This is a genomic window from Pseudomonas sp. FW305-7 (assembly GCF_058786735.1).
In genome coordinates this window covers 131,563-145,563 of record NZ_JBYSZA010000004.1, presented here as the reverse complement: position 1 = coordinate 145,563, position 14,001 = coordinate 131,563, and the positions used below count along the sequence as shown (strand labels likewise).

Genomic DNA, 14,001 nt, shown 5'->3' with positions numbered 1-14,001 from the left:
CCGGTGAGAGGTGAATGGTGAGGATTAAATGGGGACAGACCACGTTTAGATAAAGGGGGTTGGGCTACGGCTTTCAAATTTACTCAAAAAAGCCTGGTCTGTCCCCGTTTTCTCCCGTCTCTCTTTGACCGATTGCTAAAAGTGTTTGGGAGAAGCACATCAAAGGGATGAAACCTGAGGGTGTCAAAATCTCAAATAATTTAAAGGGTCTTTAGTCTATGAAGATTGAGAATGAAGAAGGCCAACTCCTAAATGTTATTGCTGATATCGGCGCCTTGGAGTGGCGGAAGTATCGGCAGAGGTTTCCTGAGGTGTGGGTTGGAAATGAAATTCGGCGAGAAGATCATTCTGCTTTTCCCCCTTTCATCGCTTTCAGGTTTAAGTGTGTTGCCAAAGATAAAATTGATAAGTTGAGGGCCGCGGTGGATGGCTACAAGGGGGCTTTGCCATGGTCGTTTGTTGGTCGGGCACGCGAAACTCTACCGGGGACTAACTTTATGATCGCTCCCACAAGGCTGTTGGAGGCGAGTGAATGCGGTATGACAAATATGGCTGCTGCAGTGTATTTATCTATTCACGAACCGCTACTTGGCCCACTGGCGTACGAGGATTTGGTTGGGCTGGCGGATCATATTCGCTCGGAGTTTTCGTTGTGTTAACTACTGTTGTGTTTAGGCAAGATACTAAAAGTGGGTGTGTTTATCTAGATGATCATATCGAGATTGGAAAAGATTTAACGTTCACTGCGCTTGTTGAGCAGGGTGTTAAATTTGATGGTGAAATAGATATGGGTAATGGCTGGATGCTGTTTTCCAGTTGGAATCATTGCATTTTAGGTCGCCAAGTTAATGTGAGTTTCGGTTTTTTCAAAGGTTGTCTGAAAAAATTTGGCTTCGCATTGATAAGTGGTGATGGGCGTGATCTCGAAGGGCTAAAGATCAAACACGACGCCTTATTAAATGAGCTGTTTGGTATTCCTCAGAAAAAAAATGAAATTCTAATAGCTTATGATTTTGTATGGGGGACTGTATCTTCACAATTGGACCCAAGAGGTGGCTCGTGTAGCGTGGAGTTCTATTGGAAGTGAATGTGGAGAAAAAGCCTGCATGGTTTCCGATTGAGATTGATAGCCACGTTTTCCGCCTACCTAACGCTCAGCAATACGATCCGCGAAATTCCAGTTGAGTAGACTGGTCGAGACATGGAGTAAATGGGGGGAGACCGGCTGAAAAAATACGTAAAATTTTGCCGACATTTTAGCCTTGCTGCCCGCTAAGCTTTCAGTTCGACCCATTGAAAGGATTCTGTACTTGAAAGTTTTTTTGAGCTTTGCCAAAGCTTGGCCTTGTATTTTACATGACGTAGACGACGCCGTTCTTTCCTGTCGTTTGGTCTTGGTGAAATATGAAGCTTGTTTGGGATAGAGGTAAGTGGGGGTGTTGATTTTGTTTTGGGCCAATTTATTGTTCAATTGTTGAGTTGAGTAGCCGATATGGCGTTTTATATAGAGATGGATAAAACAGCAGAGACTGAGGAGTATGTTGAGTATACGTTTGGCCGGGGGGTGGAGGTGGGTTTGATAAGGCTGGATAAAATAAAGGGAACTATTGCTGTTCTAAAGGAGTGTCCATTGGATGCGAAAGGTCAATGGTCAGATAGAGTCGGTATGAAATTGGCTCGTTTTTTCGTGAGTGGCGAGTTTCCTGAAAAAACCCAGTGGGCGTCTTGATAGAAAAAGCGACGTGTGCAACGTTATGCTGGAGTTGATGTGCAGGAAGCCGATCCAGTAAAGACTGACGTAAAACACCAGCCATTGATGACTTCAAGCCGATGAGCGGTGTATAGCCGTTGCGGATCTGCAGAAGAGGCGAATCTTCGGATTATTGACTGTGGTAACCCCTAATGAATGAATCCTGCGGCGTGAAGTGCGAGCAGTGTGGGGGCAATTTGATCTTCTTCGAAGAAGGTCGTGCCCAGGGAACACGATGCGATCAGTGTGACTGGTCGGTAGTGACAACGAATATGCCCGGCATCCAGCTGGATAGGTGCAGGTATGAAGTTCGCTGTCGCGGCGACTATCGGAATCAAGCCCAGGTAAAGGCTGTCTCCGAGGTGACAGGTCAAAATTATTTGATTTCCAGGCTTACACTCCAGCAAGGCGATGCTCTGGTATTCAGCGGTCAGGCGCAGGAGGTCTTACAGGCTAGAAATATTCTTGCGTCAGCGGGTGTTGTTTGTGAAATCACGCCTGATTTTTCCTGGATATGAATAGAAATCTGGCGATAGGAGCAGTTTTTTCGGAGGCGGGCTATGAATCAACAACAGCAGGACTTGATGATTGATCTGGTGTCGCATCGGATCTCAACAGACTGTTTTCTTGAGTCCTTATTTAATGGTGGGGATATCCCCGAAGATTACCTGCGTGCTGAACTGGAAACTGCGCTTGAAATTAAAGACGCTGACAGTGTGGAATGCTTGCTGATATTCGGTGCGGTGTTCGGTTTCACTCAAGACTGTGCGGATGTGTTATGCCGCTTACTCGTTGAAGAATGGCACATCAGTCACGAGAATATTGCAAGGGAATTGAAGGTTTTCAGATACCCTGGGGCGGTCGACTATTTATTCAAGACGGCGCTGACCTGCTTTCCGTATATCGCTTCCGAGCATGCTCTGGGTGTGAAATGCATTTATGCTTTACACGAGATCGGTACCGATAAGGCTAGAGAAAAATTGCAATTGCTGGCCAAGGTTGATAACGCTGAAATGTCCGAGCGTGCACGCCGTTTATTGGCGCGAGTGTGATGTTGCTTTAAAAGTGGTTGAGTTCGCAGGCAGGAATATGCATTTTCCGATTTAAAATAAAAAGCCCCGAATTGCTCGGGGCTTTTTATTTCGGCTGGCCATCGGCAGTGACTTAACGAAACGCCGGCACCACGTGCTTGATAAACAACTCCAGCGACTTCTTCTTCTCCGCATGCGGCAAGCTGTTGTCACACCAGAAACTGAACTCATCCACCCCCAGCTCTTGGTAATACTTGATGCGCGGAATAATCTCTTCCGGCGTACCAATCATCGCCGTTTTGTGCAGGCTCTCCAGCTCAAACTCCGGACGCCCGGCAAACTTCTCTTCCGGGCTCGGCGCGAGGAAGCCGTTCACCGGGGTTTGCTTGTTGCCGAACCACGCATCGAAGGTGCGGTAAAAACGTGAGATGGCTTTCGCGCCGATTTTCCAGCCGTCCGGATCATTCGCCGTGTGCACGTGGGTGTGGCGCAGCACCATCAGTTGCGGGCGCGGCACTTCAGGATTGTTGTCCAGCGCGGTCTGGAATTTGTTCTTCAGATCGAGGACTTCTTCGTCGCCCTTCATCAGCGGCGTGACCATCACGTTGCAGCCGTTGGCCACGGCAAAGTTGTGCGAATCCGGGTCGCGTGCGGCGATCCACATCGGCGGGTTTGGCTTTTGGATCGGTTTCGGCACGCTGGTGGAAGTGGGGAATTTCCAGATATCGCCGTCGTGGGCGTAGTCGCCTTGCCACAGGGCGCGCACGACCGGGACCATTTCCCGCAGGGCCTGGCCGCCGGATGAGGCGGGCATGCCGCCGGCCATGCGATCGAATTCAACTTGATAAGCGCCGCGTGCGAGACCGACTTCCATGCGGCCGTTGCTGATCACGTCGAGCAGTGCACATTCGCCGGCCACCCGCAGCGGGTGCCAGAACGGCGCGATGATGGTGCCGGCGCCGAGGTGGATGGTAGTGGTTTTCGCGGCGAGGTAGGCGAGCAGCGGCATCGGGCTCGGCGAGATGGTGTATTCCATGGCGTGGTGTTCGCCGATCCATACGGTGCTGAAACCGCCGGCCTCGGCCATCAGGGTCAGTTCGGTGAGGTCTTCAAACAGTTGGCGGTGGCTGACGCTTTCGTCCCAGCGTTCCATGTGGATGAACAGGGAAAATTTCATGACGCTTCCTCGGATCTATTGTTGTTATGGCTACAAAACTGTAGGAGCGAGCCTGCTCGCGATGGCGGTGTGTCAGAAAACTCATCGACATCGGATAAATCGCTATCGCGAGCAGGCTCACTCCTACATTTGATTTGTGCGGGGCTTGAGGTTTTGATCAGGCCAGGACGGGCAGGGCGCCCATCTTGCCGTGGCAGTAAACCAGCGGCCCGGCGATCTGTTCGGGCACGATGAGGTTCTTCACCGCGCCGACCATGATGGCGTGGTCGCCGCCTTCATATTCGCGCCACAACTCACACTCGATGATAGCTGTTGCATTGGCCAGGATCGGGTTGCCCAACTCGCTCAACGTCCACTCGATGCCTTGCGCCTTGTCCTTGCCTTTACGGGCGAAGGCGTAGGCTTCGCTTTGCTGGCCGCCGGACAGGACGTGAATCGCAAAACGCTTGTTCTTGATCAGGACAGGATAGGAGTCGGAACTGTAATTGGGGCAGAACAGCACCAGGGCCGGGTCCATCGACAGCGAGCTGAAGGCGCTGGCGGTCAGGCCGACGATCTGTCCGTCGTCATCCAGGGTAGTGATCACGGTGACGCCGGACGGGAACGAACCCATGACTTGTTTGTAGATGGCCGCATCGATCATTGGACGATCCTCGGGTGGCGTGACGCTGTTTTTATGTGTTTGTTGGTCTGATGGTATACCACTATTTTATCTTTGCAAGGGCTTTTAAGCTGAACCGATAAACGTACCGCGTTCGTCGGAAACTCAATGTTTATGGGGCTTTCGGCTGGCCGCTGAGCTGCGGTATCAGCGAGGATGGCGCATCAGATAGCGCCGTAAACTACGGATCAGTCTTGTGAATTGTTTGGAATACCATAATATGGTTTCCATCTGAGGGGTGATCAAAGCGTCCCCCCGGTTTGGCTTCACACAACGATAAGAACAGACAAACTCGAGTTCATGCATATGTCCCAGATGTCCCGGCAAGATCCGTTGATCGAGAATCACACGGTCGATTACGTCCCACTCGCGGAACGCCACGGGAAGGCCCGCGACCTTTTCACTCTTTGGTTCAGCACCAACATTGCGCCACTGCCCATCGTCACCGGCGCCATGGTGGTTCAGGTGTTCCATCTCGATTTGCTCTGGGGGCTACTGGCGATTGTGCTGGGGCACATGATCGGTGGGGTGGTGATTGCGCTGGCGTCGGCACAGGGCCCGCGCATGGGCATTCCGCAAATGGTTCAGAGCCGTGGCCAGTTCGGGCGTTACGGCGCGCTGTTGATCGTGTTCTTTGCGGCGATCATCTACATCGGTTTCTTCATTTCCAACATCGTGCTCGCCGGTAAATCCATCGTCGGGATTGCGCCGTCGGTGCCCGCGCCGTTGAGTATTCTGATCGGGGCGCTGGCCGCTACGGCGATCGGCGTGATCGGTTACAACTTCATCCATACGCTGAATCGCATCGGTACCTGGGTGATGGGCAGTGCGCTGCTGGCGGGGTTCATCTACATCTTTGCCCATGACTTGCCGGCGGATTTTCTCAGCCGTGGCAGTTTCAACCTGTCCGGCTGGCTGGCGACGGTGTCGCTGGGGATCATCTGGCAAATCAGCTTTTCGCCGTACGTCTCCGATTACTCGCGTTACCTGCCGGCGGATATCGGTATTGCCAAGCCATTCTGGGCCACCTATCTGGGCGCGACACTGGGCACGATTTTGTCGTTCAGTTTTGGCGCGGTGGCCGTGCTGGCGACTCCGGAAGGCACCGAAGCGATGGTCGCGGTCAAGCAGTCGACCGGTTGGCTGGGGCCGATTCTGATGGTGCTGTTCCTGCTCAATATCATCAGCCACAACGCGCTGAATCTGTACGGCGCGGTGCTGTCGATCATCACCTCGATCCAGACCTTCGCCAGCCAATGGACGCCGAGCATCAAGGTGCGCGTGGTGCTGTCGAGCGTGGTGCTGGCTGGTTGCTGTGTGGTGGCGCTCGGGGCGTCGGCGGATTTCATTTCCGAGTTCATCGGGCTGATTCTCGCGCTGTTGCTGGTGCTGGTGCCGTGGGCGTCGATCAACCTGATCGACTTCTACCTGATCAAGCGCGGCAACTACGACATCACCTCGATCTTCCGCGCCGACGGCGGGATTTACGGGCGCTTCAATCTGCACGCGATCATTGCCTATTTCATCGGCATCATAGTGCAGCTGCCGTTCGCCAATACCTCGCTGTACGTCGGGCCTTACGCCAACCTGGTCGATGGTGCGGATCTGTCGTGGCTGGTCGGCCTGGTGGTGACCGTTCCGCTGTATTACTGCCTGGCAACGCGCGGCCAGACGCAGCAGAGCAGGGCGCTGCGGTTGGGGCGTGGCGAGGGGATTTATCCCCGATCGGCTGCGAAGCAGTCGTGAAATCTGCGAATGCGGTGTCCTTTGGTTGAGGGGACCGCTTCGCAACCCATCGGGGATAAATCCCCTCGCCACAAGTGATGCTCGCCCGGTCCTCCGCATTCCGGCGGTCATTCAAATTGGCCACATCGATCCCCTTTTGGCCAATCCCCCACTGTGCTCCGTCTGCGCTGTCAGCAAGAATCAAAGCCATAACGAGACGCCAGACCTTTTTGCCCTCGGCGACCTTTAACGCCGCTGCCGTGTACAGAACATAAAAACCATCGAACTCACGCCGCTTTTTGGGGAAACAACCATGGTCACGATGAAACGTATTCTGGGTGCCACCGTGTGTGGGCTGACGCTGCTGGCCAGCGCCGTCCACGCCGAGCAGCGCGAACTGCGGGTGTACAACTGGGCGGATTACATCCTGCCGTCCGTGCCCAAGGATTTCGCCGCGAAAACCAACATCAAAGTGACCTGGGATACCTTCGACACCAACGAATCCCTGGAAGCCAAACTGCTGACCGGCAACTCGGGTTACGACCTGGTGGTGCCGTCGAACCAATTCCTTGATACGCAGATCAAGGCCGGCGTTTTCCAGAAACTCGACAAGACCAAGCTGCCGAACTGGAGCCATCAGGATCCGGAACTGTTGAAGCTGCTGGACAAAAACGACCCCGGCAATCAGTACGGCGTGCCCTACATGGTCGGTACCGTGCTGATCGGCTTCAACCCGGCCAAGGTCAAGGCGGCACTGGGCGACAACGCGCCGGTGGACAGTTGGGATCTGGTGTTCAAACCCGAGAACATGGAGAAGCTCAAATCCTGCGGTGTGGCGATGCTCGATTCGCCCTCGGAGATCTTGCCGCTGGCCCTGCATTATCTCGGCCTCGACCCCAACAGCCAAAACCCTGCCGACTATGAAAAAGCCAAGGAGTTGATGCTCAAGGTTCGTCCGTACGTGACCTACTTCAACTCGGCCAAATACATGACAGACATCGCCAATGGCGATATCTGCGTGGCCATCGGTTACTCCGGCAGCTTCTACCAGTTCGGCAACCGCGCCAAAGAAGCGGGCAACGGCGTGGTGGTCGACTGGCGTTTGCCGAAGGAAGGCGCGCCGATCTGGTTCGATACCTTCGCCATTCCGAAGAGCGCGAAGAACGTCGCCGAGGCCCATGAATTTCTCAACAACCTGCTCGATCCGAAAGTCATTGCGCCGATCAGTGACTTCCTCGGTTACCCGAATGCGAACAAGGATTCGATGCCGTTGATCAACAAGGAAATCACCGGCAATCCCAACCTGACACCGACCCCCGAAGCGCTGAAAAACCTTTACGTCGTCCAGCCATTGCCGCAGAAGCTTGAGCGCGTACGGACCCGGGTCTGGACCAGCATCAAGTCCGACAAATAACCATCAGCACAATCCTGCAAGGTATTGTCGGTGGACGAAGGATTTGTGCTGTCAGGGCGATTTTCTTCAATACCCGAGGGCAGGGCGCTGGTTACTTTGAGCGCCTTGTTCCTCGTTTTGAAGAAGGTGTGCAATGAGTCTGATTGTTTCGATGGCGGCGTTTGCCCTCGCCGCGTCCATCACCCCCGGGCCGGTCAATATTGTGGCGCTGAGTGCCGGTGCGCAGTTCGGCTTTCGTGCCAGTCAGCGGCATGTCGCCGGGGCGACGCTGGGGTTTGTGCTGCTGTTGGTGCTGATGGGGTTGGGCCTGCATGAAGTGCTGAAGCTATGGCCGTTCATGACTCGGCTGGTGCAACTGGCGGGGGTGGCATTTCTGCTGTTCATGGCCTGGAAACTCGCCAGCGATGACGGGCAACTGAACACTGGCGACTCGGCACGTGCGCCGTCGATGCTCTATGGCGCAGTGATGCAATGGCTCAACCCCAAAGCCTGGCTGGCCTGCGTGGCCGGGATGGGCGCGTTTGTCGCCGATGGCGAGGCGCGGCTGGTCTGGCAGTTTGCGGCGGTGTATCTGGTGATCTGCTATGTGTCGGTGGGTTGCTGGGTGTATGCCGGGACGTTTTTGCGCGGGTATCTGGGCAATCCGGCAGGGATGCGCTTGTTCAATCGACTGATGGCGGGGTTGTTGGCGGTGAGTGCGATCTACTTGCTGCTACCTTGACGAGGAGCAACCCTGACTCCAACGCTGACCTTTGTGGCGAGGGAGCTTGCTCCCGCTGGGTTGCGCAGCGACCCCAATCCGGCACAACCAGAGCTGCCAGATGTAGCGCATTCTTGCGGATTTGGGCGTGCTTCGCCCTCCTGCGGGAGCAATCTCCCTCGCCACAGACATCGATGCGTTCCGGTCAGCCGCGATACTGCCCCGGCGTCGCCGCCAGATGCTGTTTGAACGCTCGCTGAAAATGCGCCTGATCGGCAAACCCCGCTTCCAGCGCCACATCGGCGATCAACTGACCACTGCGCAAACGGCCACGGGCGAACTGGATGCGCTGGTTCACCAGAAACGCATGCGGGGTCATCCCGTAATACTGTTTGAAGGCGCGAATCAGGTACGACGGTGACAGCTGCGCCGCGAGGCAAATGTCATCCAGGCTCAGCAGGTCCGTGCAATGTTCGCGGATGTAATCGGCGGCGCGTTCAAGCTTGAAATTCGGCTCGCGCACGGGAGCTTGTGCCGGGTTCAGACGCAGTTGCAGATCGCTGAAGAATTCCACCGCCACGCTCTGTTTGCGCAAGACGTCCTGCTGCTCGTCGATCAACACCTCGTACAGCCCGTTGAGATCGCCGAACAGCTTGGCGTCGTCGAGATGAGTGGTGGCAAAGCGGCGAAACTCAAGCTCGGCACTGAAGCCCAGTTGATGTTGCAGATCGGTCAGCCATGGCGTCTCGACGTACAGCATCAGGTACGACCACGGCTGATCATCGATAGGGTTGCACGCATGCACATCACCGGGATTCATCAGCACCACGGTGCCCGCCGTGACTTCGAACTGCGCTTGTTCGTGTACATAGGTGCTGCGCCCGGCGGTGATCGCTCCAATCGAAAAATGCGCATGGGAATGCCGGGCGTAACACACCTCGCGACCATCGGCGATCGCCCGCGCCTCGATGAAGGGCAGGGCGTCGTCGCGCCAGAAGCGCGGGGCTTTTTCAGGGTTTTTCGCGGCAGCGTGTTTCATCAACGTCATTCCCGGCAGGCCAGCGCCCGAGTGTATTAGCTCTGGCCGGCAAAGGCCCGTTCCAGTTCGGCGATGTCGAGTTTTTTCATCTGGAACATGGCCTGCATCGCCCGCTGGGATTTGCTGATGTCCGGATCTTGCATCATGTGCATGAACGCCACCGGCACGATCTGCCACGACACGCCAAACTTGTCTTTCAGCCAGCCACATTGCTGGGCCTCCACTGGCCCGCCGGCCGACAGATTGCCCCAGAAATGGTCGACTTCCTCCTGGTTCTGGCAATTGACCTGAAACGAGATGGCTTCGCTGAACTTGAACATCGGCCCGCCATTCAGCCCGGTGAAAGCATGGCCATCGAGTTCGAAACTGACGGTCATCACTGCACCTTCCGGCTTGCCGTGAAATTCCTGACCGACCTTGCTGTAGTGGGTCACGCCGGTGATTTTCGAGTGGTCGAAGATCGCGCAGTAGAACTTCGCCGCCGCTTCGGCCTGATCGTCGAACCACAGGCACGGTGTGAGTTTTTGAAAGCGTTGCATGGCAGTCATCCTCGGCAGGTTAGACACGCAGGATTAACAGCGTAGTCAGTCCTTGGTCGACTGGCGGTGCTGTAGATCGACAAGTGCGCCGCCATTGGATTGTCGATAGACTTGCCGCCCCGATTTTGCCGCAAGGACGCTTCGCATCATGGTTGCCCCACGTTCCCTGTTTTTCGCCTGCCTGTTCGCCACTGCATCGGCCAGCGCGGCCCCATTGAGCTGTCAGCTCCAGGACCCGGCCGGCAAATACCTTGTCGACGTGCGTGTCGAGCAGCCGCCGACAGACAGCTTCGACCCGGTATCGGCGCAGATCATCTTGCGCGATAAAGTCAGCGGCGATGTGCTGCAAACAATCGCAACACCCGACGCTTCCGAGCTGTTGAAGACTGATGGCGCAGACCCAACCCTGCGCTGCGATGAACAGCGGCTGCTGGTGTTCGACGACTTCAATTTCGATGGTCAGCAGGATCTGGCCGTGCGCAACGGCAATGACGGTGGTTACGCGGCGGCGTCATACGACATTTACCTGTTCGATGCGGCGAATCCGCTGCTGATGCCGAACAAGGCATTCTCCGCGCTGACCCGTGAGCCGAACTTGGGCATGTTCGAGATCGATAGCACAGGCAAACGCCTGATCACCCGCTCGAAAAGCGGTTGCTGCTGGCGCCAGCGTGCGAGCTGGCAGGTTCAGGACCAGCGCCCGCTGCGCGTGGCTGAAACCATCGAAGTGGCGCAGGCGCCCTCCGAAGCCAATCCGTTCATGCCCAAAGGCTACACCGAAATCACCCAGCGCAATTTGCAGGGCGGTCAGTGGGTCGAGCAACGTCGTTTCGAAGGGCCGACGGGTGAGGCGCCAGTGATGTTGCGCGGCAAGCTCGACGGGAAAATCGCTTTCCAGTTGTGGTGGCAATTGCAGGGCGCTGTCTACATCGGCGAAGTGCGCTACACCGGTAGCAGCGGCAAACCCATCCGACTGGTCGGCGAACCTTACGACGATGGCGGCATTGCCCTGCACGAGATCAGTGAGCAGGGCACGATTACCGGCAACTGGTTTATTGACGGTGAGCCCGATGAGAACGGCTTCCAGGGCGGGACCTGGCACAGCGGTGACAAGTCGTATTCCGTTGAATCGCGCCCGACCGGTTTCCATATTGCGCCGCAGAAACTCGCCGCGGTGGCGGCCGATCAACGCGAAGGGCGCTACGTCATGGTGACCGATGATCAGCGCTCGGCATGGCTGACATTGAAGATCACCCGCGATCCGCAGGGTAGCGAAGTGGCGTCCCTGCAGATGGCGGTCACGCAACCGGACAAACCGGCTGGTCAGGTGAATGAACAGTGGCCATTGTTGGCGGGCAATCTGCTGATCGCACAGAAACAAGTGACTGAGCCGCTCTACCGCGTACGTCTGCTCGACGGTGCTGTGTGGGTGGAAGCCTATGGCGAGTACGACGCTTTCCGGGGCACGTATCTGAAGCAACCGTAACCGGCGCGCACCATCAGAAATCCCAACGCGTGGTCAGTTGCAGGCTGCGCGGTTCGCCATAGAAGCCGGTGCCGAAGTTGCCGAGCCCGGTGTAGTAGGTTTTGTCGAACAGGTTCTTGATGTTGAGTGTGGTGCTCAGGTGCTCGTTGAAGCGATAGCGCGCCATCGCATCGACCAGGTAGTAACTGTCCTGAGTGATGCGCACGTTCTCGCCAGCATCGGGTTGGAACACGTTGCCGAAAAACTCGCTCTGCCAACTGACGCCGCCGCCCAGTGTCAGGTTCTGCCAGTGGCCGGGCAGTCGATAGCTGCTGAATAGCCGGATCAATTGCTCCGGTGCGGTGGTTTGCAGGATCGAGGCGTACACCGGCTTGCCGTGGGTATCGCGGGTGTGGTTGTAGGCGTAGCCGGCGGAGAGGTTCCAGCCGTCGGCCACCTCGCCCGCCAGTTCGAATTCAAAGCCCTTGGTGGTCGCGCCTTGCACGCCGCGGTACACGGCCTCGTTGTCGAAGCCGCTGACTTGTTCGGCGACGTTGTCTTGCTCGATGCGAAACACGGCGAAACTGGCATTGAGTCGACCGTCGAAATACTCGGCCTTGATGCCCGCTTCATAGCTGTCGCCCTGCACAGGGTCGAGGACCTGGCGCGAGGCGTCTTTGCTGAGCTGCGGTTGATAGATGCGCGTGTAACTGGTGTACAGCGAATAGGAATCGTCGAGATCGTAGACCATGCCCGCGTACGGCGTGACCACACCGGTCTGGCGGTAGCCGTCGCGCACATCCGCTGTGGCCGGATCGCGGTAGTCGAGGTGGTCGCTGGCGGTGAAATCGCTGACCCGTCCGCCAAGGATCAACGCCAGATCGTCGCTGGCCTTGAAGCGCGTTGAAAAGTACGCGCCGGTCTGGCGCTGAACGATGGCGTCCGTGCCGATCTGCGGGATGTCGGGCTTGGGATATTCGCCACGCCAGTCAAAAATGCTGCCATTGAGCGGCGGGTAGACCGAGCCGTAAACCGGGTTGTCCTGTCGGGTGTTCATCGACATGAAACCGATAAGCAGCTGATGTTCGCGGCCGAACAGGCTGAACGGTCCGCCGAGGTTGATATCGACGTTGTCTTGCACCTCATCGCCCTTGAACTTGCCCATGTACAGAAACATGCCGCCGCCGGTTGCCGGGTCCGGATTGCCGCCGCTGGCCGAGCCGAGGAGGGTGTCGTGCTCGCGGTGTTTGCGGTCGTAGCTGAGTTTCAGCGTCCAGTCGTTTTGCAGTTGGTGGGCGAGGGCGGCGAACAGCGTCTGATTGATGAAATCGCGGCGGCTCCAGTCGGTGGCCGGGTTGAACGAGCGCGAGAAATGGGTCCGTGAACCGTCGCTGAAAAACATCGGGAACCCGGTCCAGCTCGCACCGCGCGAGCGGGTGTTCTGCTGGTCAAAACCGAGGGTCAGCAGCGTGTCCGGGGTCAGGTCGGCTTCGACGATGCCATAGGCAATGTCCTTGGTGTTTTGGTAGTGATCGGCGTGAGCGCTGCGCTGCTGATGGACGCCGACAAAGCGTGCGCGCACGTTGCCGCTGGCAGACAACGGGCCGGCAATATCGGTTTCAGTGCGCACGTTATCCCACGAACCGAGGCTGCCACTCAGCGCCGCCTGGAACACTGGCGTCGGGCGCTTACGGATCAGATTGACCGTGGCCGATGGATCCCCCGAACCGGTCATCAGGCCGGTGGCGCCCTTGATGATTTCGACGCGGTCGAAGGGCGCCATGTCGGTGCTGGTGGTGCCGTAATCGTAGACCCCGTCGTAGTCGGTATTGACGCCGTCGTACTGGAAATTGCTGATCGGCGCGCCCCGACTGGAAAACTCCCAGCGCTCACTGTCGTAGTTCTGCACGCTGATGCCCGGCGCGCGACGCAGGACATCAGCAATCGCGGTGGCGCCCTGGTCGTCGAGTTGCTGGCGGGTGATCACCGTGACCGATTGCGGGGTTTCGCGCAGGGACACCGGCAGGCCGGTGGCCGATGACGATTGGCCGGTGGTGTAGGCGTGGCTGCCTTCGGTGATGGCGCCAAGCGGCTTGCCGGAAATCGTCGTGGCGTCCAGTTGCACGGGGCTTGCGGTATCGCTGATACGCAGGACAAAACCGCCGCCGTTTTGCTGCTGCGCTTGCAGGCCGCTGCCATCGAGGAGGATTTGCAAGGCTTGCCGCACGCTGTAATCGCCGTTGAGGCCGGGGCTGCGCTTGTCGGCGGCGAGATCGTTATGGCCGGCGAGGAACACGCCGCTCTGCTCGGCAAAACGGTTGAGCACCGTGACCAGTGGGCCGGCAGCGATGGAATAGTGATGCCTTGGCGCTTGATCGACAGCGGGCGCCGCCAGCGCCATCGACACGCACGCCCCCGGCAAGGCAGATGCCAGGGCCAGGGCGAAACGGCTGCGGGCGAGGGTGGAGCGCAACATGAAGTTCCCGGGGCGATCAACGAA

14 protein-coding genes are annotated in these 14,001 nt (G+C 57.0%); 9 read left to right on the top strand and 5 right to left on the bottom strand.

The window, feature by feature from the left end; translation table 11 throughout:
- Positions 1-218: 218 nt before the first annotated feature.
- From AC3WMT_RS07550 to AC3WMT_RS07530, 5 genes are all read left to right on the top strand, one after another.
- Positions 219-659, top strand: coding sequence for a hypothetical protein (locus AC3WMT_RS07550; protein ID WP_103303473.1), 441 nt, complete (start codon positions 219-221; stop codon positions 657-659).
- Positions 653-1,087, top strand: a complete 435-nt coding sequence (locus AC3WMT_RS07545) for a hypothetical protein (protein WP_103303474.1) — start codon at positions 653-655, stop codon at positions 1,085-1,087. Before AC3WMT_RS07550 ends, AC3WMT_RS07545 begins: the two co-directional genes overlap by 7 nt.
- Before the next feature lie 405 nt (positions 1,088-1,492).
- Positions 1,493-1,729: a hypothetical protein gene (locus AC3WMT_RS07540; protein ID WP_103303475.1), complete on the top strand. Its 237-nt coding sequence runs from the start codon at positions 1,493-1,495 to the stop codon at positions 1,727-1,729.
- 173 nt (positions 1,730-1,902) lie between these two features.
- Positions 1,903-2,268 carry a hypothetical protein gene (locus AC3WMT_RS07535; RefSeq protein ID WP_146041230.1) on the top strand — a complete coding sequence of 122 codons (366 nt, stop codon included), beginning with the start codon at positions 1,903-1,905 and terminating at the stop codon, positions 2,266-2,268.
- A gap of 42 nt (positions 2,269-2,310) precedes the next feature.
- On the top strand, positions 2,311-2,802 hold the full coding sequence (locus tag AC3WMT_RS07530) for a hypothetical protein (protein WP_103303477.1): 492 nt from the start codon (positions 2,311-2,313) through the stop codon (positions 2,800-2,802).
- Positions 2,803-2,914: 112 nt separating this feature from the next.
- Here the strand turns inward: AC3WMT_RS07530 and AC3WMT_RS07525 are convergent, their stop codons facing one another.
- Both AC3WMT_RS07525 and AC3WMT_RS07520 read right to left on the bottom strand, forming a co-directional pair.
- Complete coding sequence (locus tag AC3WMT_RS07525) at positions 2,915-3,958, bottom strand: LLM class flavin-dependent oxidoreductase (RefSeq protein WP_103303478.1); 1,044 nt, start codon at positions 3,956-3,958, stop codon at positions 2,915-2,917.
- A 157-nt stretch (positions 3,959-4,115) separates the two neighbouring features.
- A complete protein-coding gene (locus AC3WMT_RS07520) occupies positions 4,116-4,601 on the bottom strand; it encodes a flavin reductase family protein (RefSeq protein WP_016987069.1) in 486 nt (161 codons plus the stop codon).
- A 324-nt stretch (positions 4,602-4,925) separates the two neighbouring features.
- On the opposite strand from AC3WMT_RS07520, the gene AC3WMT_RS07515 reads away from it, so the two are divergent.
- From AC3WMT_RS07515 to AC3WMT_RS07505, 3 genes are all read left to right on the top strand, one after another.
- On the top strand, positions 4,926-6,365 hold the full coding sequence (locus tag AC3WMT_RS07515) for a purine-cytosine permease family protein (RefSeq protein WP_103303479.1): 1,440 nt from the start codon (positions 4,926-4,928) through the stop codon (positions 6,363-6,365).
- A gap of 292 nt (positions 6,366-6,657) precedes the next feature.
- Positions 6,658-7,758, top strand: a complete 1,101-nt coding sequence (locus AC3WMT_RS07510) for a polyamine ABC transporter substrate-binding protein (RefSeq protein WP_103303480.1) — start codon at positions 6,658-6,660, stop codon at positions 7,756-7,758.
- A gap of 133 nt (positions 7,759-7,891) precedes the next feature.
- Positions 7,892-8,479: a LysE family translocator gene (locus AC3WMT_RS07505; RefSeq protein ID WP_103303481.1), complete on the top strand. Its 588-nt coding sequence runs from the start codon at positions 7,892-7,894 to the stop codon at positions 8,477-8,479.
- 184 nt (positions 8,480-8,663) lie between these two features.
- Here AC3WMT_RS07505 and AC3WMT_RS07500 read toward each other — a convergent pair whose 3' ends face one another.
- Positions 8,664-9,497, bottom strand: coding sequence for an AraC family transcriptional regulator (locus AC3WMT_RS07500; RefSeq protein ID WP_103303483.1), 834 nt, complete (start codon positions 9,495-9,497; stop codon positions 8,664-8,666).
- Positions 9,498-9,532: 35 nt separating this feature from the next.
- Positions 9,533-10,036 carry a VOC family protein gene (locus tag AC3WMT_RS07495; RefSeq protein ID WP_103303484.1) on the bottom strand — a complete coding sequence of 168 codons (504 nt, stop codon included), beginning with the start codon at positions 10,034-10,036 and terminating at the stop codon, positions 9,533-9,535.
- Between the two features lie 148 nt (positions 10,037-10,184).
- On the opposite strand from AC3WMT_RS07495, the gene AC3WMT_RS07490 reads away from it, so the two are divergent.
- Entirely contained in the window at positions 10,185-11,522 is a 1,338-nt protein-coding gene (locus AC3WMT_RS07490) for an XAC2610-related protein (RefSeq protein WP_103303485.1), read from the top strand.
- Positions 11,523-11,535: 13 nt separating this feature from the next.
- Here AC3WMT_RS07490 and AC3WMT_RS07485 read toward each other — a convergent pair whose 3' ends face one another.
- Positions 11,536-13,977 carry a TonB-dependent siderophore receptor gene (locus tag AC3WMT_RS07485; RefSeq protein ID WP_103303486.1) on the bottom strand — a complete coding sequence of 814 codons (2,442 nt, stop codon included), beginning with the start codon at positions 13,975-13,977 and terminating at the stop codon, positions 11,536-11,538.
- Positions 13,978-14,001 lie beyond the last annotated feature (24 nt).

What these genes read in the sequence shown, in the direction of transcription:
- AC3WMT_RS07550 (WP_103303473.1), top strand. Translation starts at nt 219, where the DNA reads ATGAAGATTGAGAATGAAGAAGGCCAACTCCTAAATGTTATTGCTGAT.
- AC3WMT_RS07540 (WP_103303475.1), top strand. Translation starts at nt 1,493, where the DNA reads ATGGCGTTTTATATAGAGATGGATAAAACAGCAGAGACTGAGGAGTAT.
- AC3WMT_RS07535 (WP_146041230.1), top strand. Translation starts at nt 1,903, where the DNA reads ATGAATGAATCCTGCGGCGTGAAGTGCGAGCAGTGTGGGGGCAATTTG.
- AC3WMT_RS07530 (WP_103303477.1), top strand. Translation starts at nt 2,311, where the DNA reads ATGAATCAACAACAGCAGGACTTGATGATTGATCTGGTGTCGCATCGG.
- AC3WMT_RS07525 (WP_103303478.1), bottom strand. Translation starts at nt 3,958, where the DNA reads ATGAAATTTTCCCTGTTCATCCACATGGAACGCTGGGACGAAAGCGTC.
- AC3WMT_RS07520 (WP_016987069.1), bottom strand. Translation starts at nt 4,601, where the DNA reads ATGATCGATGCGGCCATCTACAAACAAGTCATGGGTTCGTTCCCGTCC.
- AC3WMT_RS07515 (WP_103303479.1), top strand. Translation starts at nt 4,926, where the DNA reads ATGTCCCAGATGTCCCGGCAAGATCCGTTGATCGAGAATCACACGGTC.
- AC3WMT_RS07510 (WP_103303480.1), top strand. Translation starts at nt 6,658, where the DNA reads ATGGTCACGATGAAACGTATTCTGGGTGCCACCGTGTGTGGGCTGACG.
- AC3WMT_RS07505 (WP_103303481.1), top strand. Translation starts at nt 7,892, where the DNA reads ATGAGTCTGATTGTTTCGATGGCGGCGTTTGCCCTCGCCGCGTCCATC.
- AC3WMT_RS07500 (WP_103303483.1), bottom strand. Translation starts at nt 9,497, where the DNA reads ATGAAACACGCTGCCGCGAAAAACCCTGAAAAAGCCCCGCGCTTCTGG.
- AC3WMT_RS07495 (WP_103303484.1), bottom strand. Translation starts at nt 10,036, where the DNA reads ATGCAACGCTTTCAAAAACTCACACCGTGCCTGTGGTTCGACGATCAG.
- AC3WMT_RS07490 (WP_103303485.1), top strand. Translation starts at nt 10,185, where the DNA reads ATGGTTGCCCCACGTTCCCTGTTTTTCGCCTGCCTGTTCGCCACTGCA.
- AC3WMT_RS07485 (WP_103303486.1), bottom strand. Translation starts at nt 13,977, where the DNA reads ATGTTGCGCTCCACCCTCGCCCGCAGCCGTTTCGCCCTGGCCCTGGCA.